Here is a 20,815-nt window from a genome sequence, read left to right as displayed (position 1 = left end):
GTTTATCTTTGCTTTTTAGATACCAAGCTTTTCCAAGTTACGAAAGTATTTTGCCCGGATTCATAATATTATTAGGATCAAAAGCCTGTTTGATTTGCTTCATCAGGGCAAGCTCAACTGAACTTTTGTACGATTTCATTTCTTCGGTTTTTATCTGTCCAACACCATGTTCAGCAGAAAATGATCCGTTCAGATTTGCGACCACGTCATGAACTGCTTTATGTAAATCTTCTTCTTTTTCCAGAAAAGCAACTTTATCCATGTCTTTGGGTTGACTGAGGTTATAGTGAATATTGCCATCACCGACATGCCCAAAGGGATAGGGACGTATACCTTCACAAATTTCTTTAACTGCTTCACCAGCTTTACGAATAAAGGTGGGCACGGAACTGACGGGTACCGCGATATCATGTTTGATAGAAGCTGCTTCACGAACTTGAGCCTCAACAATTGCTTCTCTCATACCCCAAAAGTCGGTTCTTTGTGTGTCATTTTGTGCGATACTTGCATCCATAATGATGCCCTCTTCAAATGCAGTTTCTAGAAGGCTTTCCATCGTTGTTTGCATTTGATCTTTGGTAAAACCACTAATTTCTAATAAAACCGACCATTCTGGTGCGGGACCTTCTGCATAAGGTAATCGCGTATTATCAATATGTTCGCATGCCATATCTAAAGCAATATCTGGAATGAGTTCAAAAGAACTAACCGAATCCCCACTTAATTCGCGTGCGATTGCGAGAAGTTTTAGGCAGCTATCAAGATCCGATAGTGCACAAAAGGCAGTTGCACGTTCTTTTGGAAGCGGAAATAATCGAAGACTTGCTGCGGTAATAATACCTAAAGTCCCCTCGGATCCTATCAGCAGGTGCTTCAAGTCATAGCCAGTGTTATCTTTGCGTAAGCTACGCAAGCCATTCCAGATTTCACCATTGGGCATAACAGCTTCGATACCTAAAACCAAATCTCTGGTATTGCCATAGCGTAAGACGTTGATACCACCTGCATTGCTGGCCAAATTACCTCCGATCATACAAGAACCTTCAGCACCCAAACTTAAGGGGAAGAGGCGATCAGAATCCTCCGCTTTTGATTGTATGGTTTGTAAAATGGTGCCAGCTTCCACAATCATCGAATAATTTTCTTTGTCTATTACTCGGATGTTATTCATACGAGATAAACAAATTATAATAGAGTTTCCTGATTGATCTGGGGTTGCACCACCAACGCGGCTGGTATTGCCACCTTGTGGAACAACAACAATCCGATGTTCATGACAATAAGTCATGATTTTTGATACAGATTCAGTGTTCGACGGGAAAAGTATAAGACTTGTCTTACCTTCTATGCGACCGCGCGAATCCAGCAGCCACTGAGAGAGATCGTCACCATTATTCTCTTTCCAACCATTTTCGTCGACGAGAGATTTCAAATATTCAATGTGATTGGTTTCGATCATGATGATTAGAGCTTTCCTTTTTCTTGCGTTTTTACTCGTTTGGTCTTGGTGCTGCAGCGCGTTTTAAGCGATCATTAATCGCAAGGCCTAAACCATCATTTGGAATAGGGGAAATTGCTATTTTTCCTGAGGCAACTTTATCTGCTTCATGAAGGATACGAAACAGATTAGCCGCCGCTTCCGTTGTGTCACCAGATTCGCTTAAATTAAATTTTGCATCTAGAACATTTCCAAAACCGATAAGAGTTTCGTTATCTTCTACGTCTTCTGCATTGAGACGGATTTTACTCACTGGCGCATAGTGGCTTGATAACATCCCTGGGGATTTCGGAGCTGTATCATCACTATCTGAACGAAGTAATTTGCATCCGAGTATAGCTTCTATTGATTCAGCAGCTACGCCGCCAGGTCTCAATAATGTTGGTTGATCACCACTTACATCAACAATTGTGCTTTCAAGACCAACGGCACATGACCCGCCATCCAAAATTAAGGGAATTCTACCATCTAGAGATTGTTTTACATGTGATGCTTCACTGGGGCTTAGTTTACCACTAGCGTTGGCACTTGGAGCTGCAATAGGAAGGTCGGAAACTCGTAACAAATCCCGCGCCCCGCCATGAGCAGGCATGCGTATGGCTACGGTATCAAGGCCTGCACTTACGAGTTTAGATATTTTTGAATTGGATTTTAACTTTAATACTAAAGTGAGGGCACCGGGCCAAAAGGCATCAGCTAACTTTTGTCCCATTGGCGATAATGTCGCATATCTCTCAATCGATTTAATATTGGGAACATGCACAATTAAAGGATTAAAGCTTGGCCTGCCTTTTGCGGTATAAATTTTAGCAACGGCGGTATCCGACGTTGCATCCGCACCTAACCCATATACGGTTTCAGTGGGGAAAGACACGGTTTCACCTTTACGTAAAAGCTTGGCTGCTTTTGCGATGCCTTTATCGTCAAGTTTATGAATTTCGGTCATAAGCTTTTCGCCCATTGCCTTAATGTATCCGTTTATTTGTATGGTATTGTTATGAAAATAGGTTTAACCGTTTAAACCAGAATTATACTTAAAAGAAAAGCCAATAGAGATGTGAATTATTTTCATCGATGACAGGGATTGGTATAAGGGGATAAAGATGACATCAAAATTTTTCGATGAATTTGAAGTAGGTGAAGAACATAGAACCCGCTGCATGAGCCTTTCTGAAGGTCAGATTATGGACTTTGCTATGATGTATGACCCTCAACATATGCATGTAGATCATGAAAGAAGTGAAGCTGGGCCATTTGGCGGTATCATTGCTAGCGGATTTCAAACCATGTGCATTGCATTTCGCTTGTTTTACGAATTAGGACTAGTAGCAGAAACAAATATTATTGGTCTGGGATATGATAAGATTCGTTGGAAGAAACCTCTATATCCAGGTGAAAGTATTTATGTTGTCTGCAAAGTTATCGAAATGAAGGCATCAAGTTCAAAACCTGATCGTGGAATTCTGACATGGGAGTTTTTGACCTATAATACCAAAGATGAGTTGGTAATGAGTAATGAAGGCACGATGATGGTACGTCGAAAAATAGCTAATTAGTCTTATATTCGTCTTTGATAATAAAATATTTTTAGAAACAAGTTCACTAGTTGCTTGTTTCTTTTTATTTTTTCGATAAGCATGTTAAGGTTCATTGTTTCCTAGCTCAAAGAATTGGGGTAGGGGGTATAAAAATAATAATAACTTGGGCTAAGATATGCTTGGATTTGACATTGCGTCGATACAGATGATCAGCGTTTTCCTGATCATCGCCGGAACACTTTACTTATATGCAACTGACAAGTTACCATTGGAAGTAACTTCTTTCGCGGTAATATGTGTTTTATTGGTTTTATTTTATGTGATGCCTGTTCCTGACGGAGCTGGCGGGAACAAACTCAACGCGAAAAACCTTTTATCTGGCTTTGCAAATCCGGCTCTTCTAACAGTATTAGCGCTTCTCGTACTTGGCGAGGGGCTGGCTAGAACAGGTGTTTTGGATGGCGTTGCGGTGATGGTGCACAGCGTCTCAAAGGGGCGACCTGCATTATCAATAGTTGTCGCTCTGTTAGTCGTAGTTGTGATTAGCGCGCTGTTAAACAACATTCCTGTTGTGGTTATTTTTGTGCCTATTATGCAGGCTCTGGCGATTAAAATTGGTAAGTCGTCCAGTCGTTATATGATGTCATTAAGTTTTGCTGCTATCCTCGGCGGGATGACCACTTTGATTGGCTCCTCAACAAACCTTTTGGTTTCTAGTGCTTTAATTAAATTAGGCGAAGAAGGTTTTAGCTTTTTCTCTTTCACTGTGCCGGGGTTAGTCGTTGCTGGTGCAGGATTAATTTACGTATTATTTGTGATGCCACGTATCCTGCCGGATAGGGATGGTTATGATAGCAATGGAAATAATGCGGCTTCTGCTGGCGGCAAGCATTTTCAGGCGCAGATTAAAGTAGGCGAAGGTTCCAAACTTGCCGGGGTACAGTCGGTTAGTGGCTTCTTTCCTGATTTGGAAGGGGTTAATGTTTTAACTTTGATGCGTGGCGAAGAAAAGTTACTCCCGCCTTATGATGATATAATCATTACCGAAGGGGATATTCTTATTGTATCGGCGGCACGAGATAAATTAGGTGATTTCATCTCTTTGGAACCTGAATTATTGCTTCCAGACCTTGCGAATGCGGCGGCTTATCGAAAAGAGGAGATAGCAAGTGCATGGCGCAAGGGTGAGCAGGTCCTCACTGAATGTATGGTGAAGCCTAATTCATCCTATGTTGGTAAAAGCTTAAAACAAATTGGGTTTCGTTATCGGAACCATGCCACCGTTATTGGGATTGAACGACGCAGTAATATGCGCCGTGATCGTGTGACGGAGACACCACTTGAGGCTGGTGATGTGTTGCTGGTTCAAGGTGGCCGTGAAGAGATAGATAAGCTGAGAACTTCAAAAGATATCATTTTGATGGAATGGTCTGAAAGTGATGTGACCAGACCTCATAATGCTAAGCGGGCTATCGGTATTTTCTTCGCAGTGGTTGGCTGTGCCGGTTTTGGCATTTTACCAACGGAAGTTGCAGCATTAAGTGGGGCCGCTTTGATGATTTTATTTGGAGCCTTAACTTTAGAGCAAGCTGTTAAGTCTTTGGATTTGCAAATTATATTATTGATCGCTGCTGCATTGGCGCTTGGTGTTTCTATGGAGGCGACGGGCGGCGCTGCCTTTATGTCCCACCTCTTGGTTGTGGCGCTTGGTGATGCGGCACCATCCATTGTGCTAAGTGGATTTTTCTTACTCGTCGCTTGTTTAGCAAATATGCTTTCAACGAAGGCGACGGCCGTTTTGTTTACGCCAATTGCTGTCTCTATTGCCCATGAAATTGGCGTACCTGCAGAGGCTTTCGCGGTGGCAGTTGTCTTTGCAGCAAACTGTTCCTTCGCAAGTCCGGTTGGTTATCAAACCAACTTATTGGTGATGGCGCCCGGGCATTATAAATTCATCGATTTCATCAAATATGGCAGCCCACTGATTCTCATTTGTTGGGCTGCATTTTCCCTCTTTGCACCATTCTGGTATGGGCTTTGATAAAACCGGACTTAGTTAATTTGCTAAGGTTTTCATAAAACTGTCAAAAAATAGCAGTTTTTGGGGATTCGTTCATTGACCCGTGGCGTAACAGTTTGTATGTTGCGCCGCGGAAATTACGCGTTGATTTTTTTGCAAGATTTCCAAGTGAATTCACAATACTCAAATCAGGCGAAAGGCGTAGAAGTCTCATGTCTTCTCCAGCTGCTACAGATAACAGTTTTCAATCCATTATCTTGAAACTTCATAACTATTGGTCCGCTCAGGGCTGTGTTATTCTTCAACCATATGACATGGAAGTTGGCGCAGGTACATTCCACTGGGCGACGACATTACGTTCACTTGGTTCCAAGGAGTGGATGGCTGCTTATGTACAGCCAAGCCGACGTCCGACGGATGGTCGTTACGGTGAAAACCCCAACCGTCTACAACATTATTATCAATATCAAGTATTGATGAAGCCTTCGCCTGCTAATTCACAGGAATTGTATCTTGGTAGTCTAGAGGCGATCGGTATTGATACAAAGAAACATGATATCCGCTTTGTAGAAGATGACTGGGAAAGCCCGACACTTGGTGCTTGGGGACTTGGTTGGGAAATCTGGTGTGATGGCATGGAAGTAAGCCAGTTCACATATTTCCAACAAGTTGGTGGTTTCGACTGTAATCCTGTTTCGACTGAATTGACATATGGTTTGGAACGTTTGGCAATGTATATTCAGGGCGTTGATAATGTATACGACCTGAAATTCAATGATCGTTTCACTTATGGCGATGTTTATCACACTGCAGAAGTTGAATATTCAAAACATAACTTTGAATTGGCTGATACAGAAATGTTATTCCGCCATTTTGAAGATTCTGAGAAAGAATGCCAACGTCTTGTTGATGGTGGTGTTGCGTTACCTGCTTATGATCATTGTTTAAAAGCGTCTCATTTATTCAACTTGCTTGATGCACGTGGCGTGATTTCTGTTACAGAACGCCAAGCTTATATTGGTCGTGTTCGCAATTTGGCAAAAGCATGTGCCGGGGCTTATTTGAAGTCGATCGGTGAATATCCAGAAGATGCAGCATAAGGGTAGGGAGAGAGAAAATGGCTGAACTTATCCTTGAGTTATTCTGTGAAGAAATTCCAGCTGGCATGCAATCACCTGCTGTTGATTCTTTGGAAAAGATTGTCTGTGATCGATTGAAGGCAGAAAATCTAGAATTTTCTGCTGTGACAAAATATTGCGGTCCGCGTCGCCTAACTTTGGTTGTTGATGGCTTGCCGGAAAAGCAACCAGATGTGAAAGATGAGCGTAAAGGACCAAAAGTCGGGGCGCCGGAACAGGCTATTGCTGGCTTCTTACGCGGTGCAGGTCTTGATAGTATCGATCAATGTGAACAACGTGAAACACCAAAAGGTGCGGTTTGGTTCGCCGTGATTGAACGTAAAGGCTTACCGACAGCAGATATGCTGGTTTCCATCGTACAAGATGCAGTAGCAAAGATGCCTTGGTCCAAATCTATGCGTTTTGCGCGTTTAGGCCAACGTTGGGTGCGTCCATTGCGTCGTGTGAATGCTGTGTTTAATGGTCAGGTTCTTTCTGGTTCAATTGATATGAATGGTGGCGAGATCACATTTGGTAATGTGACAGAAGGCCATCGTTTCTTATCCGAAGGTACAGTCTCCTTCACAAATGCAGATGAATATGTTTCTGGTCTACGTGATAAATCCGTAATCGTAAGTCATGAAGAACGCAAAGAAATCATCGCAAAACAATTGGAAGAGGCTTGTGCCAAAGAAGGTTTGAAAGTTAAGGATGATCCTTCGCTTTTAGCAGAGGTTGCCGGACTTGTTGAATGGCCGGTTGTACTACTTGGCGATATTGATGAAGAATTTATGGAAGTCCCGCGTGAGGTATTAACATCCTCTATGCGCACCAATCAGAAATATTTCACCTTGGAAGATGCTAACGGTTCCATGTCACGCCGTTTTGCGCTTGTCGCAAATATTACGGCGAATGATGGTGGTGCGGCGATTGTGAATGGTAATGAACGTGTGTTACGCGCTCGTTTGGCGGATGCGAAATTCTTCTGGGATCAAGACTTAAAGCATAAACTTGAAGACAACTTGCCGAAGCTTGAAAAAGTAGTGTTCCATGCGAAGCTAGGTACGGTTGCACAACGCGTATCTAGAATGGCTGATATTGCTGAGTTGTTATGTGAGAGTATACCCGGTGCGGATAAATCCAAGGCGCGTCGTGCGGCTGAGCTATCAAAGGCTGATCTTGTATCTGATATGGTATTTGAATTCCCGGAAGTTCAAGGTACCATGGGGCGTTATTATGCTTTGAAGCAAGGTGAAGATGTCGCCGTTGCGGATGCTATTGCAGATCATTATTCCCCAGCAGGACCTAGTGATGACTGTCCAACAGCCCCAACTTCTGTTGCTGTGGCATTGGCAGAGAAAATCGATATCTTGGCTGGTTTCTGGTTAATTGATGAAAAACCAACAGGCTCCAAAGATCCATTTGCTTTACGTCGAGCAGCCTTAGGCGTTATCCGTTTGATATTGGAAAATAAGCTTCGCGTTAATCTTGCTGATTTAAGCAAAGTTGCGTTGCAAAAAATTGCAGATCAAATTAATTCTGAAACTTCAGATGAAATTGTTAGAGATCTGATGTCCTTCTTTGCTGACCGTTTGAAAGTGCATTTAAAAGCGGATGGTGTACCGCATGATCATATCGCGGCAGTCTTTGCACTTGAAGGTGAAGATGATCTTGTGCGGGTTTTAGATCGTGTTTCAGCTTTGAGTGACTTCCTGAAAACAGATGATGGCGCAAACTTGCTGGCAGCGAATAAGCGGGCCGCTAATATTTTGCGTGCGGAAGAAAAGAAAGATGATCGTTACTATAATGGGGCGGTTGATGCTGGATTACTTTCGCAAGCAGAAGAAAAAGATTTGGCAGAGGCATTGGATATTGCTGAAGCTGCTGTTTCTAAGGCGCTTGATAATGAGGCGTTTGAAGATGCAATGTCTGGTTTGGCAAAACTTCGTACGCCTTTGGATAAATTCTTTGATGACGTTACCGTGAATGCGGATGATGCATCAGTTCGTGAAAACCGATTAAAACTGCTTTCCCATATTCGTTCCGTCATGGGGCAGGTGGCTGATTTCGGACAAATCGAGGGATAACTCGATATCAAAATAGGTTGGGGTACCAATTCAAACCTTTTTATTAACCTTCTGGATAGAGAAATCTTGAAAGAGCCATTCTTGGATGAACAAGGATCAAAGACTATGACCAAATGGGTATATAGCTTCGGAAGCGGCAAGGCAGAGGGCCAAGCCGATATGCGTAATCTTCTTGGTGGTAAAGGTGCAAACCTTGCTGAAATGGGTAATATTGGTTTACCTGTGCCACCAGGTTTCACTGTAACAACTGAGGTTTGTACACATTATTACGCAAACGAACGTAACTATCCATCCGATCTGACAGACCAAGTCGAAGCGGCGCTCGCGAAGCTTGAAGCTGAAAGTGATATGAAATTTGGTGATCCAGCAAACCCATTGCTGGTTTCTGTGCGTTCTGGGGCCCGTGCTTCTATGCCGGGGATGATGGATACAGTTTTGAACCTTGGTTTAAATGACGCTACCGCAGAAGGTTTAGCTACCAAATCAGGCGATGCGCGTTTTGCATATGACAGTTATCGTCGTTTTATCCAAATGTATTCCAACGTAGTTTTGGATATGGATCATCATTTGTTTGAAGACCAGTTGGAAATCAAAAAAGAAGAAAAAGGCGTTTATCTGGATACAGACCTAGATGCGGACGATTTGAAAGCCTTAGTAACTGATTACCTGAGTATTGTTCAAACAGAACTTGGTAAAGGCTTCCCGCAAGACCCTAAAGAACAGCTTTGGGGTGCAATTGGTGCCGTCTTTAATAGTTGGATGACACATCGCGCTGTTGTCTATCGTAAACTGAACAAAATTCCCGAAGAATGGGGAACAGCTGTTAACATCCAAGCAATGGTATTCGGTAACATGGGGGATGATTGTGCAACAGGCGTTGCCTTCACACGTGACCCATCTACAGGTGAAAACATCTTCTATGGTGAATATCTTGTAAACGCACAAGGCGAAGATGTTGTTGCCGGTATTCGTACACCACAACATCTTACAATTGCAGGTAAAGAAGCACATGGTTCTAAGCTTCCTGCGATGGAAGAAGTGATGCCGGAAGTATTCAATCAATTGGCTGATGTTCGTATCATTCTTGAAAAACATTATGCAGATATGCAGGACATCGAATTTACCGTGCAACAAGGTAAATTATATATGCTGCAAACACGTGCGGGCAAACGTACTGCACATGCGGCTATTAAAATTGCATGTGATATGGTCGATGAAGAATTGATTGATACAAAAACTGCTGTGAGCCGTATTGAGCCACAAAGCCTGGATCAAATCCTTCATCCACGTCTTGATCCTGATGCGCCACGTAACATCATCTCAAAAGGTTTGCCTGCAAGCCCGGGGGCTGCAAGTGGTATGGTTGTGTTTACCGCTGATGAGGCGGAAGCACGCGCACTTGAAGGCCAAAAAATGATGTTGGTTCGTATCGAAACATCACCAGAAGACATCCATGGTATGCATGCGGCACAAGGCATTCTAACAACACGTGGTGGTATGACATCTCACGCAGCTGTTGTGGCACGTGGTATGGGCCGCCCTTGTGTGGCTGGTGCAGGTGATATCAATGTTGACTATAAATCCGGTGTATTCTCTGTTCGTGGTACAGAAGTGAAAGCTGGGGACTGGATTACTATCGACGGTTCCACAGGTGACATTATCCTTGGTGAAGTGCCGACTGTTCAACCTGAATTATCTGGTGATTTTGGGCGTGTGATGGAATGGGCTGACAGTATTCGTCGTCTAAAAGTACGCGCAAATGCGGAAACACCTGAAGATGCGCGTACTGCTGCCAATTTCGGTGCACAAGGTATCGGCCTTTGCCGTACAGAGCATATGTTCTTTGAAGGTGAGCGTATCGTTGCGATGCGTGAAATGATTTTGGCCGAAGATGAAGACGGTCGTCGTGCTGCATTGGCAAAAATCTTACCAATGCAACGAGCCGACTTTATTGAATTATTCAAAATTATGAAAGGCTTACCTGTAACTGTTCGTTTATTGGATCCTCCATTGCATGAATTTTTGCCACGTGAGCAAAATGAGTTTGAACAGGTTGCTGCACAAGTTGGCGTATCTGTTGATAAACTTAAACATCGTGCGTCTCAGTTACATGAGTTCAATCCGATGCTTGGCCATCGTGGATGTCGTTTGTTGAACACCTACCCAGAAATTTGTGAGATGCAAGCGCGCGCTATTTTGGAAGCAGCGATTGAAGTTCAACAAGAAACAGGCGAAGCACCACAATGCGAAATCATGGTGCCGTTGGTTGGTATCCAGAAAGAGCTTGAATTGATGCGCGCAGTTATCGATCGCGTTGGTGAAGAAGTTGCTTCTGAAAAAGGTGTTAAACCGAATTATGTTGTAGGAACAATGATTGAATTACCACGTGCTGCGTTACGTGCAGGGCAAATCGCAGAAGAAGCTGCCTTCTTCTCGTTTGGTACAAATGATCTTACGCAAACAACTTATGGTTTGTCTCGTGATGATGCAGCAGGCTTCCTTGGTTCTTATGAACAGCGTGGAATTTTAAAAGCTGATCCTTTTGCGACACTTGATCAAGAAGGTGTTGGGGAATTGATCGAAATTGCTTCTGAACGTGGTCGTGCGACACGCCCAGATATCAAGCTTGGTATCTGTGGTGAACATGGTGGTGACCCGGCTTCCATTCAATTCTGTGAAGAAGTTGGCTTGGAATATGTGTCTTGTTCACCTTTCCGTGTGCCAATTGCAAGATTAGCTGCTGCTCAAGCAGTTATAAATAAAGGATAATTCTTTATCGGATCATCTGTGGAAAAGGCAGCATGCCCATGCTGCCTTTTCTTTTGCCGCTAAAAATAGGTGGCGAGGCAAAAGAAACTCCTATATAAAAATAAGTATGCGAAGTAGCTAAACATTTTATTTTGCTTATAAAATCGAGTTTAGCCCTTTTGGAGGATGTTGATGGCTGGGCTGTCAAAAGTCGGCGCACAAAAACATTTGAATAAAGTTAATGTTCTATATGTGGAAGATAAATCCAGTATAAGAACAACGATTAGAAATGTTTTGGCACAGGAAGGTTTAACACAAACGCGTGATTTTATGCGCCTTGAACCTGTGCGTGTAACCCTTATGTCGGAAATGCCGGATTTATTGATCCTTGATGCCGAAATGGAAGATCGTTCAGGTGATGCGATTCAACTAGTCCGCGATATTAGATACGGTAAGCTTGGTAAGAATCCCTATATTCCAATTATTGCGACATTATGGTCCGCTGATTCTCATTTGATTGGACGTATTGTTGATTCCGGGGCCGACGATATTTTGCTAAAACCATTTTCTCCTAATGGGCTTATGGATCGTATTAAAGCCCTTATCAGCGCTCGCAAGGAATTTATTGTTACTAGTGATTATATTGGGCCAGACCGACGTAAAGATGCCAATCGAAATAGCGCAATTCCTAGCATGGTTGTCCCAAATACATTAGAGGCTAAAGTTAGAGGCAAGGAAATCTCTCATTTAGAGTTATCTCGTGCAATTGCATCGGTAAACAATCAGGTAAATGAATTGAAAATGCAACGTAATGCGTTCCAAATTTCATTTGTGGTTGAGATGCTACAACCAAAATTGATTGCAGGTGAGAAAACACAAGAAGTGGAAGACTTCGTTAGGCGCCTTCATAGATCTGCATCTGATACAGCGTCACGATTACATGGTACTGGGTATGAACATGTTTCTGAATTATGTGAAACGCTTACTACGGTCTCCCTCTCTTTGTTGAGCGACTTAGAGAATCCATCAGAAAAAGATATAAAGCTAATTAAACCTTTATCGGACGCGATTTTATTAGCGTTTAATCCAGATTCAGATGCAGAAGCATTATCAAGTCAAATTACGGGTGCTGTAAGCGGTTTTCAGAAGCGACAAGCAGAGAAACGTCGCTTACGTGAGCAACAGGAATTAGATAAAAAAGCAACAGAGGATCTCAGTGCAGAGTAAGTTACTGCACTTTCCAGTGGACTGTCTTCCCGCCTTTAAAGGGATGCAGTGAAGTTACGTCATCAATAACGATTTCATTTTCCATCTCCCAATTCTGCTTTGCGAGAGTAATACTATCCTCATTCACTGGCATTTCATAAAAAGCGGGGCCATTAAGGGATGCGAAGGCTTCAAAGTTTTCAATTTTTCCCTCTTCTTCAAATACTTCCAGATAGGTCTCAATTGCTGCAGGTACATTGAAAATACCAGCGCAGCCACAAGAGCTTTCTTTAGCACCTATTGGATGAGGGGCAGAATCTGTTCCTAAGAAGAAACTTTTATGTCCTGAAACAGCCGCCTCTCGTACTGCCAGGCGATGTTTTTCTCTTTTTGCAATTGGAAGACAATATAAATGTGGTCTTATACCGCCTTTAAACATATCGCTTCTATTAATGATAATGTGCTGTGGCGTGATCGTCGCGGCGACAGTATCATCAGCTGATTTTACAAAATCAACGGCTTCGGATGTAGTGATATGTTCTAATACAACTTTCAGGTCAGGGTATTTTTCTTTTAAAGGCATCAATGTTTCTTGAATGAAGACAGCTTCGCGATCATAAATATCAACTTCTGAACGGGTAACTTCCCCATGTATTAGTAATGGCATACCAATTTCAGACATCCTTTTAACCACAGCATCTACATTGGCGATATCGGAAACGCCATGTGCAGAGTTAGTCGTTGCATGTGCAGGGTAAAGCTTTACTGCAACAAAGGCGTTTTCTTCATAACCTTTAGCGATATCATCTGGGTCGGTACTGTCAGTTAGATAGGCAGTCATAAGAGGTTTGAATTTAGTATCCTTAGGTAAAGCGGTTTGAATTCGCGCATAATACTCCTTGGCATCTTTGGCTGTGATCACAGGAGGCGTTAAGTTAGGCATAATGATCGCACGTCCAAATACGTTAGCGGTGTACGGTAATACTGCTTCCATCATTTTACCGTCGCGGATGTGAAGGTGCCAGTCATCTGGGCGTTTGATGGTAATGCTATCCATGATCATTATCCTTCTAGGACGTCTAGTATATTTCTATTATTGGGATTTATTTGTTCAATATTTGCTTTATGCCATAAGGCATAAAAGAGTAGGGACCAAGCTGCAAAAGATTCTCTTTTACCTTCGGTGATAAAGAGTTTTTCTACAGATTTAGCATCAGCAATCTCTTTAATGGAGTCCTGCTTTGCAACAAGCTCACCAAGAACTCTACCCTTATTAATAATCCACTCACCAACAGGCACTGTGAAGCCGCGCTTCTTTTCGAATGGTTTTGCCTCTGGCATTCGTTTTTCCAGCCAACTACGTAGTAACCATTTCCCTAAACGCCCCTTTACCTTCAATTTATCTGGTAAGAGATATGCAAATTCAGCCACTACCGGGTCCAGGAATGGTGTACGCCCCTCTAAGCCATGTGCCATTAAACAACGATCTAGCTTAGTTAGTAAGTCATTCGGTAACCAGTCAGCGCAATCAATTGCCTGCGCGGTTTGTAGTTTGTTGCACCCAGAATTTGTAGAAACTGCTTCATGGCTAGTAATACGGTCTCTCCAACTTGTTGAGTTATCGAGTAGGATATTCATGTTATCAAAAATACCGCGATGGCGCACATTTCGCCCTCCTAACCACCATGGACGCATAACACTTCTATATCTGCCGTAACCGGCAAATAGTTCATCTCCGCCTTCACCCGATAGGACGACTTTTAGATCCTGGGCAGCAGCCTTTGCTAGCTTCCATGTAGGTAAGATAGCGTAATCAGCAGCGGGGTCATCCATTGCTGCCGCTATTTGAGGAAGAGTTTGCCAAAAATCTTTCTCACCAAAGTTTATCTCATGATGATCTGCCCCAGTGACTGATGCGAGCATACGTGCATGATCTCTTTCATCATGCACTTGTGTATCAGAAAAACCAGCAGTGTAGGCTATTACGGGTTTGTCATTTAACTCTGCCATCAAGGAGAGTAGAATTGTAGAATCGATACCACCAGATAGAAAAAGCCCATAAGGAACATCAGAACGTTGATGAATATCGACTGTCGTATAAAGAATCTCATCTAACTGAGAGAGTGCTTCTTTGTCGGTGATGGTTCTAGGTTTTCGTTGCGGTAACGCAGGGCGCAAATGTCGTTCAACAATACGGCCAGATTGGATCACAATTGTCTCGCCAGGCCAAACACGTTTTATATTTTCATATATTGTGTTTTGGCCACAAGTGAATTGCAATTGAAGTAATTCATGTTGCTTCCGATCACTGACAATCGGGTCTACTAAATTGGCATTAATTAAGGCCTGTGCTTCAGATGCGAATGCGAAGTAGTTTTCTTGCTCTACATAATATAGCGGTTTAATACCAAAAGGATCACGTGTGATGATCAATTTGTTTTCGTTGGGGTCGTGAATTGCAAGAGCATACATTCCGCGTAAGTTATCTGCATAAGTGACGCCATCTCGCAAGTAGGTTTGCAGGGGAATTTCACAATCAGAATTTGTTGAGAACTTTTCTTCACCAAACTCTTTTCGAAGCTCTAGGTAATTATATATTTCCCCATTACCTACCAGAACACTACCGCTACCGTCTTTATCGTATAGGGGTTGATCACCTGTATTAAGGTCGATGATCGCTAATCTTGTTTGCACGAGTCCTATAGCACCGGAAATATGACGACCCTGACCATCCGGACCGCGATGGGAAATTGCATTTGCAAGTTTATCCAAGATGTCGATATTTGGCGTAGAGCCATCACGCATCATAATTCCAGCAATACCACACATGAAATGGGGTCCTTAAATTAACTTTTTGTTTTTAATATGTTATCGAAGAATTCTTGATATTTAGCTACAACCTGACCTTCAGTATAAGCTTCTTTATACGATTGATTCCCATTACTTGCTATTTCAATAGATAGATCCTGATTATCCAAAAGTGTTTGAACATTTTGAACCATCTTATTCACATTATCAATCGGGCTCAGCAAACCATTATGGCCATGAGTTATATGTTCTGTTGGGCCTTGTGACGCTGCTGCAATAACAGGTGTGCCATGTGCCCAAGCTTCAATCATCATGTTACCTAATGGTTCATGGCGTGATGTGCATAAAAAGATATCAGCAGCTGCAAAAAGAGCAGCGATATCTGTTCTCCAACCTAAGAACCGTACTCGATCTGTGATACCCAATTGTTCTGCTTGCTGCTTTAATTCGTCTTCTTTAGGCCCAGCACCTGCGATCCAATAATAAGTGTTTGGAAGTTTTGCTACGACTTCTAGACCCAAATCAAAAGCTTTATTTTCATGTAATCGACCTAGCCCTAACATCAAAGGAGCATCTTCGGGTGTATCTAATTCTGCACGACTTTGGGGGGGCATGATCGTATCATCCACGAAGTTCGGTAAATACCAAACTTTGTCTTCTGGCCATCCTTTCTCTTTAAGATATTTGCAAATATCTTTTGTGTTGCCGACTAGGTATTCACATTTTTTGAAATACTTTAGATCATAGTAACCGCCCAAACGCGCAACTTTAACAAAATTACCTTTTGGCATAAAACTAGCGCCACGACTCATCCAGGCTAGAACAATGTCAGGATTATGTTTTTCGGCTATTTGTTGTATTTCACGTCGAGATTTAAAGTCAAAAAAGCCACCTAATCGATGTGTGGATGGCATGATACCCGCACAACTTAGCAGGTTTTCACGTTCAGGGTTTTGTCGAATAGCAATATGTTGCTCAATACCCGCGTTGTGAAAGGCAATAGCTAATCGTTCAAAGAATTTTTCAGCGCCACCAACCTTCGCGCCAGCCATAATTTGTAATAGTTTGGTCATTCGTCTTCCAAATTGGCTTTAAGATAGGAAAGGATAGGATAAAGGCCGGCCATCAATGCGATTAAGAAACCGTATTTTCCTTCTCTATACCCTTTGCGGCCATAATAACATTTAATAAAACGTGAAAAGAAACGTCTGATATTGCGGGCATATCCAACACCATCTGGGTGCTCTCGTAAGTCTTTGGCTTTCGCATTGGTATAGGAATCCAGTCGTTTGATCATATCGGAAATATTGCGATCAACATAATGATCAATACGACCTTTCAGTTCCTGTTTTTCGCCTATCAGTTCAATTGAGGGGTGTACACGTTGTTGCCCCCAGCGTTTATTTCCTTTTTTATGTAGTCGTGGGGCGGCACTGACCCCCCAGCTGCATCCCCAGCCATAACGGACAAGTCTTTCACCAACATAGTTATCAAAAGGCAGAAGGAAATATCCTGCAGTTGTGTTGGATAGTGTTACTTTGATTTCATTCGCAAGTTCAGATGTAACACGTTCATCGGCATCGAGTTCAATAATCCACTGACCGTCACATGCGTCTAAACCAACATTGCGGCGATCACCTTCAATCGGCCAGCTTCCTTCAACAGTTTTTGCATTAAAACTTTCAGCGATTTCTTTACTTCGGTCAGTACACTTATCTAATACAACAACTAATTGATCAGCAAACATCAAGGATTCTAAACAGGCGGCAAGTTGTTTTTCTTCATTATGCGCCACTACGAGCGCCGATAATTCGACTGACATTTATAAATCCATTAAATTTGATGATTTTCAACGCTTAGATTTAGGCATCGAAGCGCCATAGGTCAATAAAAATGGTTTATTTATACACTATTTGTATCTTGCCAAGTCAGGTGAGAGAACTTACCTGTAAATTGGATTTATGGTTTTATTCTCTGGATAATGTTCAAAACAACAAGGCATATTTTAAATGACGGCTTTCTATATTAACGATTTGACACGTGCATTCATTACAGTCTCTGGAGATGATAGATATGAATTTTTGCAGGGTTTAATTTCAAATGATATTGAGAAATGTCGCGAAGGGCACGCCATCTGGGCTGCATTACTAACGCCTCAAGGAAAATTCTTATACGATTTTTTTGTTTTTCCTCAGCAAGAAACACTTGTTATCGATTGTCATAAGGATGAGATGATGCCTCTTGGGCAATTGCTACGTAAATATCAATTAAGATCTGATATCCAATTGGGCATAGATCAGTCTCTATCCTGCGTTTTACTAATGGAAGATTGGGGGTTTAAAGGAGATGGTTGTGTTTTACCGGCAGAGGGTGGAGTAGTTTATTCTGACCCAAGGAATTCGCAGTTAGGTTATCGTTTTGTTGGAAACAGTGATGCATTCTTAAAATATCATCAATCAATAGACGAAAAACCAAAAGAAGTATACGAAGCTGTTAGAATAGAGGCAGGTATTCCCGACGGTAGTCAAGATATTGAAAAGAATAAAGGACTATTACTTGAGTATGGTTTTGATGAACTCAACGGAGTTGATTGGAACAAGGGATGTTATATGGGGCAGGAGTTAACTGCCCGCACAAAGTATCGTGCATTAATAAAAAAACGATTGATGATAATTAAACCTGTATCTGGAGCTATGAGTAATATGGTTCGTTCAGGAGAGATGATTCGAGCAGGAGATAAAGACATTGGTCATGTTCGGTCTGTCTCTGAAAATACAGCTCTGGCATTTATCCGTCTAGATCGGATGGAAAAGGCGCAGAATGATCAAATGCCATTTATGGTAGGTGAAGCCGAAGTCCTTATAGAATATCCTGGCTGGATAAAAGAAGAGAATTCTACATCAGTCTAAAAAAATCTAGAATGATAATGTTTCGTTTCGACTATCAGTTTTATTAGAGGTTTGTGTTATTGGTGTATTTTTATCGATAAGCCCGATCTAACATTTACGTGAACGTATTTTTATGTTTTAAGTCTATGTATCCACGGGATTTTTGCATTTCGCGAATGCAATGAAGGTAGTTATAAACTGATGGCAGTTAAAACGATTAATTTCGAAGTTTATACTCTCCAGGGTACACGTTGGAATTTTCATGCGCATTTTGATGGAAATAGACGTGAGGCCGCTTTGGAAGAGGCTCAAACTGTCGAAAAGCTTTCTAACGTTGACGGAGCTGTAGTTATACGTGAGGCGTTTAGTGCGTCTGATAATGATGCGACAGAGAGTATTATTTACCATACTCCTTCCATGCAATCCAAACCACAGATTTCAGCTATATCCGGAGGTAAGGCGGCTCCGAAGAAAGCATCTTCTCGTCCAAGTTCTCCCAAACCTTCTGCGCCAATTGGCGGTGGTGGTGCGAAAGCAATGCCTGCTAAAAAAACTGAGAGTAAGATGCCACCTATGAGAAGTGCTCCCGTAAAGAAAAGAAAAAAAGACGAGCAGTTGAATATGTTTGGTATTATGATTGCGTTCTTTTTTGCAACACTTGCTGGTACATTCGCATCTGTAACAGTTTATTTGATTTTAAGTTCTATGGATATTTTCCTTGGACGAGATACAACAATGGGGCTTTTAGCCTTCATTTTTATAGCGACTTTCCTGCTATTCTTTGTTCCAAAATTGAAGAGATTGTTAGCTACAACAGCTAAAGCTAACAAGGAAGTCGAAGCTAGATCGATGATGCAAGAAATGACTTCCGATAGTGTCAACCAAACGGAAGAAATAATAACAGAGTCGACCTCTTTTTCAGATATAGACGATGATTTGCCGGATAATGATGAGCCATTTCCAATTGCGGATACACGCTCAATTGCAGAAAGATCTATAGGTTCATCGATAATAAATGAAGATAGAGGCGATGAAGAAGATGTTTCATCATTATCGGCATCCAGCGATTTGAGTAAAAGAACTGGATTAAGTCCAAAGGATGCATTGGAAGTTTGCGATAATGAACTTGCTTCGATTATCACCGATGCCCTTTCCATCGTGGGAGAGACGGCAAAGACAGATGCGTATACTCGATTTGGTCTAATTTTGTATATGGCAGGTGTAAATGAAGAACTCATGCATATTCATAATCTGGATAAAGAACCTAGTTTGGAGGTATTGGTGTCAAATGTTGCCAAATTGGATTTGCCTGTTGAGCAAGCAAAAGGTTTTTGTAGCAACATTGATGAGTATCTTCTTGATGAAAATTATTTTGATATGTATGCGCTTGGTCGCAATAATCAGATCAAAAAGTCAGGCAAGGCGGGAAGTAAAAATAATCTTGAAGATGCAATACAGTCATGGCGTTTCCCCGAACTAAAAGAACAAAAGAAAAAAACGAAATCTCGAAAGCAAGAATCGGAAAAGCCAGTTGAAGCTGATCCTGAACGTAAGTTTGTAGCGGTATTATTTACTGATATTGTTAATTCTACCCTTAACCAACAAACAAAAGGTGAGGAGTGGATGATGCAAGTAATTCGTGCGCATAATGATATCATCCGTGAAGCTATCAATAGATATGCAGGGCAGGAAATTAAACATACTGGTGACGGGATTATGGCTTCTTTTCCAGCTGTTGTGAATTCCGTTGAAGCTGGCCTTGCTATGCAACGTGGTGTTCAAAAGTTTGCCGAAGCAATGCCCGCTATGGGATTTCAGATTCGAATAGGAATTAGCGCCGGGGAACCTATCCATGAAAATGGAGATTTATTTGGGACACCGGTAAATATGGCGGCACGTGTCATGGATAAGGCGGATGCTGAGCAAGTTGCTGTTTCAGGAATTGTGATGGAAATGTGCCGTGGTAAACCTTTCGGCTTTAAATCTGTCGGGCAATTTGAACTCAAAGGTTTTGAGGACCCGCAATCTGTATATGAAGTATCAGTTAAATCCTGATAAATAATAGTATTGGGCGGATATGTTGATGCATAGACTATTGAAACTTGGAATGGCGACAGGTCTGTTGCTTGTGTCTTATACGCATTTGGTATCTGCGAATGAAGAGTTACCTAGTTTTGTTTACAACGGATACGTAGAAAAAGCACAATCTGGTGACCATAAAGCTATGTTTTTTCTTGGTCTGCTTAATGAGAAAGGAGTTGCACCTGAAGCCTCACTGCAAAATGCTATGCATTGGTATAAAAAATCAGCGGAGGCAGGAAGTCTTGATGGTGCAATCGCCGCGGCCAGACTATTTAGAGCTGACAATAAACTAGAGCAAGCCTATGAGATGTATCAAATTGCAGCATTACTAGGATCATCAGAGGCAAACTATAATCTGGGTTACGCACATGAATATGGAAATGGTTTAAATAAAGATCTAAAGCTTGCTCAAAAATATTATCAAAAAGCCGCTGAAGCAGGAATGGTAATCGCTATGCGACAGTTAGGAATGATTTATTGGCGAGGAGAGGGAGGAAAACCTGATATTCCTTCTGCAAAAATATGGTTAGAGAAAGCTGCGCAGGCTGGTGATCAAACTTCTATTTCTTTGTTAAATCAGCTTAAAAACGCTGATGAGAATTTCGAAAAATCAGAATAACAAAATCAATAAAATACTATTTCTTTGATTTTTAACGTTTTTTTTATATTTTTTTCACACTGTCGCAGCGGGTATAAACCCTGTCGCGTGTAAAAAAGTTGGATTATTGCCGCAAATATATATCCATTAGTCGGAAATTCTATTGCTGCCTTTTGTCTTTTTGGATTATTTGTGGCGTAGGAAAATTAATTTATCACTTATAT

General features: G+C 41.9%; 15 protein-coding genes. 9 read left to right on the top strand and 6 right to left on the bottom strand.

Translation table 11 applies throughout. The features are described from left to right. Positions 1-37 precede the first annotated feature (37 nt). Together ACOQOA_RS03925 and ACOQOA_RS03920 are read right to left on the bottom strand one after the other, a co-directional pair. Positions 38-1,459 carry an FAD-binding oxidoreductase gene (locus ACOQOA_RS03925; RefSeq protein ID WP_420547346.1) on the bottom strand — a complete coding sequence of 474 codons (1,422 nt, stop codon included), beginning with the start codon at positions 1,457-1,459 and terminating at the stop codon, positions 38-40. Between the two features lie 31 nt (positions 1,460-1,490). Next, positions 1,491-2,444, bottom strand: a complete 954-nt coding sequence (locus ACOQOA_RS03920) for an L-threonylcarbamoyladenylate synthase (protein ID WP_420547345.1) — start codon at positions 2,442-2,444, stop codon at positions 1,491-1,493. A gap of 157 nt (positions 2,445-2,601) precedes the next feature. Here ACOQOA_RS03920 and ACOQOA_RS03915 point away from each other — a divergent pair, with 157 nt between their 5' ends. The 6 genes from ACOQOA_RS03915 (at position 2,602) to ACOQOA_RS03890 (ending at position 12,236) form a co-directional block, all read left to right on the top strand. Next, positions 2,602-3,054 carry a MaoC/PaaZ C-terminal domain-containing protein gene (locus tag ACOQOA_RS03915; protein ID WP_420547344.1) on the top strand — a complete coding sequence of 151 codons (453 nt, stop codon included), beginning with the start codon at positions 2,602-2,604 and terminating at the stop codon, positions 3,052-3,054. A 157-nt stretch (positions 3,055-3,211) separates the two neighbouring features. Then, a complete protein-coding gene (locus ACOQOA_RS03910) occupies positions 3,212-5,077 on the top strand; it encodes an SLC13 family permease (RefSeq protein WP_420547343.1) in 1,866 nt (621 codons plus the stop codon). 191 nt (positions 5,078-5,268) lie between these two features. Further along, a complete protein-coding gene (locus ACOQOA_RS03905) occupies positions 5,269-6,156 on the top strand; it encodes a glycine--tRNA ligase subunit alpha (protein WP_420547342.1) in 888 nt (295 codons plus the stop codon). Positions 6,157-6,173: 17 nt separating this feature from the next. Next, on the top strand, positions 6,174-8,261 hold the full coding sequence (gene glyS / locus ACOQOA_RS03900; RefSeq protein ID WP_420547341.1) for a glycine--tRNA ligase subunit beta: 2,088 nt from the start codon (positions 6,174-6,176) through the stop codon (positions 8,259-8,261). Positions 8,262-8,366: 105 nt separating this feature from the next. Continuing rightward, entirely contained in the window at positions 8,367-11,030 is a 2,664-nt protein-coding gene (gene ppdK / locus ACOQOA_RS03895) for a pyruvate, phosphate dikinase (RefSeq protein ID WP_420547340.1), read from the top strand. A gap of 171 nt (positions 11,031-11,201) precedes the next feature. After that, a complete protein-coding gene (locus ACOQOA_RS03890; protein WP_420547339.1) occupies positions 11,202-12,236 on the top strand; it encodes a response regulator transcription factor in 1,035 nt (344 codons plus the stop codon). Between the two features lies 1 nt (position 12,237). Here ACOQOA_RS03890 and pyrC read toward each other — a convergent pair whose 3' ends face one another. From pyrC to ACOQOA_RS03870, 4 genes are read right to left on the bottom strand one after another with little or no spacing between them, the layout of a single operon-like run. Next, the gene (pyrC, locus tag ACOQOA_RS03885; RefSeq protein WP_420547338.1) at positions 12,238-13,272 is read right to left on the bottom strand and encodes a dihydroorotase; all 1,035 of its coding nucleotides are present in this window, start codon (positions 13,270-13,272) and stop codon (positions 12,238-12,240) included. 5 nt (positions 13,273-13,277) lie between these two features. Beyond that, positions 13,278-15,044: an asparagine synthase (glutamine-hydrolyzing) gene (gene asnB / locus ACOQOA_RS03880; RefSeq protein ID WP_420547337.1), complete on the bottom strand. Its 1,767-nt coding sequence runs from the start codon at positions 15,042-15,044 to the stop codon at positions 13,278-13,280. Positions 15,045-15,061: 17 nt separating this feature from the next. Further along, positions 15,062-16,096 (bottom strand): glycosyltransferase, encoded by a 1,035-nt coding sequence (locus tag ACOQOA_RS03875; RefSeq protein WP_420547336.1) that lies wholly within the window; start codon positions 16,094-16,096, stop codon positions 15,062-15,064. Further along, positions 16,093-16,845, bottom strand: a complete 753-nt coding sequence (locus ACOQOA_RS03870; protein ID WP_420547335.1) for a glycosyltransferase family 2 protein — start codon at positions 16,843-16,845, stop codon at positions 16,093-16,095. The genes ACOQOA_RS03875 and ACOQOA_RS03870 overlap by 4 nt, the downstream gene beginning before the upstream one ends. 187 nt (positions 16,846-17,032) lie before the next feature. Here ACOQOA_RS03870 and ACOQOA_RS03865 point away from each other — a divergent pair, with 187 nt between their 5' ends. From ACOQOA_RS03865 to ACOQOA_RS03855, 3 genes are all read left to right on the top strand, one after another. After that, on the top strand, positions 17,033-17,932 hold the full coding sequence (locus tag ACOQOA_RS03865) for a YgfZ/GcvT domain-containing protein (protein ID WP_420547334.1): 900 nt from the start codon (positions 17,033-17,035) through the stop codon (positions 17,930-17,932). Positions 17,933-18,208: 276 nt separating this feature from the next. Continuing rightward, positions 18,209-19,966, top strand: a complete 1,758-nt coding sequence (locus ACOQOA_RS03860) for an adenylate/guanylate cyclase domain-containing protein (protein WP_420547333.1) — start codon at positions 18,209-18,211, stop codon at positions 19,964-19,966. Positions 19,967-19,994: 28 nt separating this feature from the next. Then, positions 19,995-20,612 carry a tetratricopeptide repeat protein gene (locus ACOQOA_RS03855; protein WP_420547332.1) on the top strand — a complete coding sequence of 206 codons (618 nt, stop codon included), beginning with the start codon at positions 19,995-19,997 and terminating at the stop codon, positions 20,610-20,612. Positions 20,613-20,815 lie beyond the last annotated feature (203 nt).

It is taken from the genome of Curvivirga sp. (genome assembly GCF_965219885.1).
GTDB lineage: Bacteria > Pseudomonadota > Alphaproteobacteria > UBA8366 > Aestuariispiraceae > Curvivirga.
This window is presented reverse-complemented; position numbering and strand designations above follow the sequence as displayed.

Coding starts and splice junctions, on each gene's coding strand:
- ACOQOA_RS03925 (WP_420547346.1), bottom strand. CDS start 1,459: ATGATCGAAACCAATCACATTGAATATTTGAAATCTCTCGTCGACGAA.
- ACOQOA_RS03920 (WP_420547345.1), bottom strand. CDS start 2,444: ATGACCGAAATTCATAAACTTGACGATAAAGGCATCGCAAAAGCAGCC.
- ACOQOA_RS03915 (WP_420547344.1), top strand. CDS start 2,602: ATGACATCAAAATTTTTCGATGAATTTGAAGTAGGTGAAGAACATAGA.
- ACOQOA_RS03910 (WP_420547343.1), top strand. CDS start 3,212: ATGCTTGGATTTGACATTGCGTCGATACAGATGATCAGCGTTTTCCTG.
- ACOQOA_RS03905 (WP_420547342.1), top strand. CDS start 5,269: ATGTCTTCTCCAGCTGCTACAGATAACAGTTTTCAATCCATTATCTTG.
- glyS (WP_420547341.1), top strand. CDS start 6,174: ATGGCTGAACTTATCCTTGAGTTATTCTGTGAAGAAATTCCAGCTGGC.
- ppdK (WP_420547340.1), top strand. CDS start 8,367: ATGACCAAATGGGTATATAGCTTCGGAAGCGGCAAGGCAGAGGGCCAA.
- ACOQOA_RS03890 (WP_420547339.1), top strand. CDS start 11,202: ATGGCTGGGCTGTCAAAAGTCGGCGCACAAAAACATTTGAATAAAGTT.
- pyrC (WP_420547338.1), bottom strand. CDS start 13,272: ATGGATAGCATTACCATCAAACGCCCAGATGACTGGCACCTTCACATC.
- asnB (WP_420547337.1), bottom strand. CDS start 15,044: ATGTGTGGTATTGCTGGAATTATGATGCGTGATGGCTCTACGCCAAAT.
- ACOQOA_RS03875 (WP_420547336.1), bottom strand. CDS start 16,096: ATGACCAAACTATTACAAATTATGGCTGGCGCGAAGGTTGGTGGCGCT.
- ACOQOA_RS03870 (WP_420547335.1), bottom strand. CDS start 16,845: ATGTCAGTCGAATTATCGGCGCTCGTAGTGGCGCATAATGAAGAAAAA.
- ACOQOA_RS03865 (WP_420547334.1), top strand. CDS start 17,033: ATGACGGCTTTCTATATTAACGATTTGACACGTGCATTCATTACAGTC.
- ACOQOA_RS03855 (WP_420547332.1), top strand. CDS start 19,995: ATGCATAGACTATTGAAACTTGGAATGGCGACAGGTCTGTTGCTTGTG.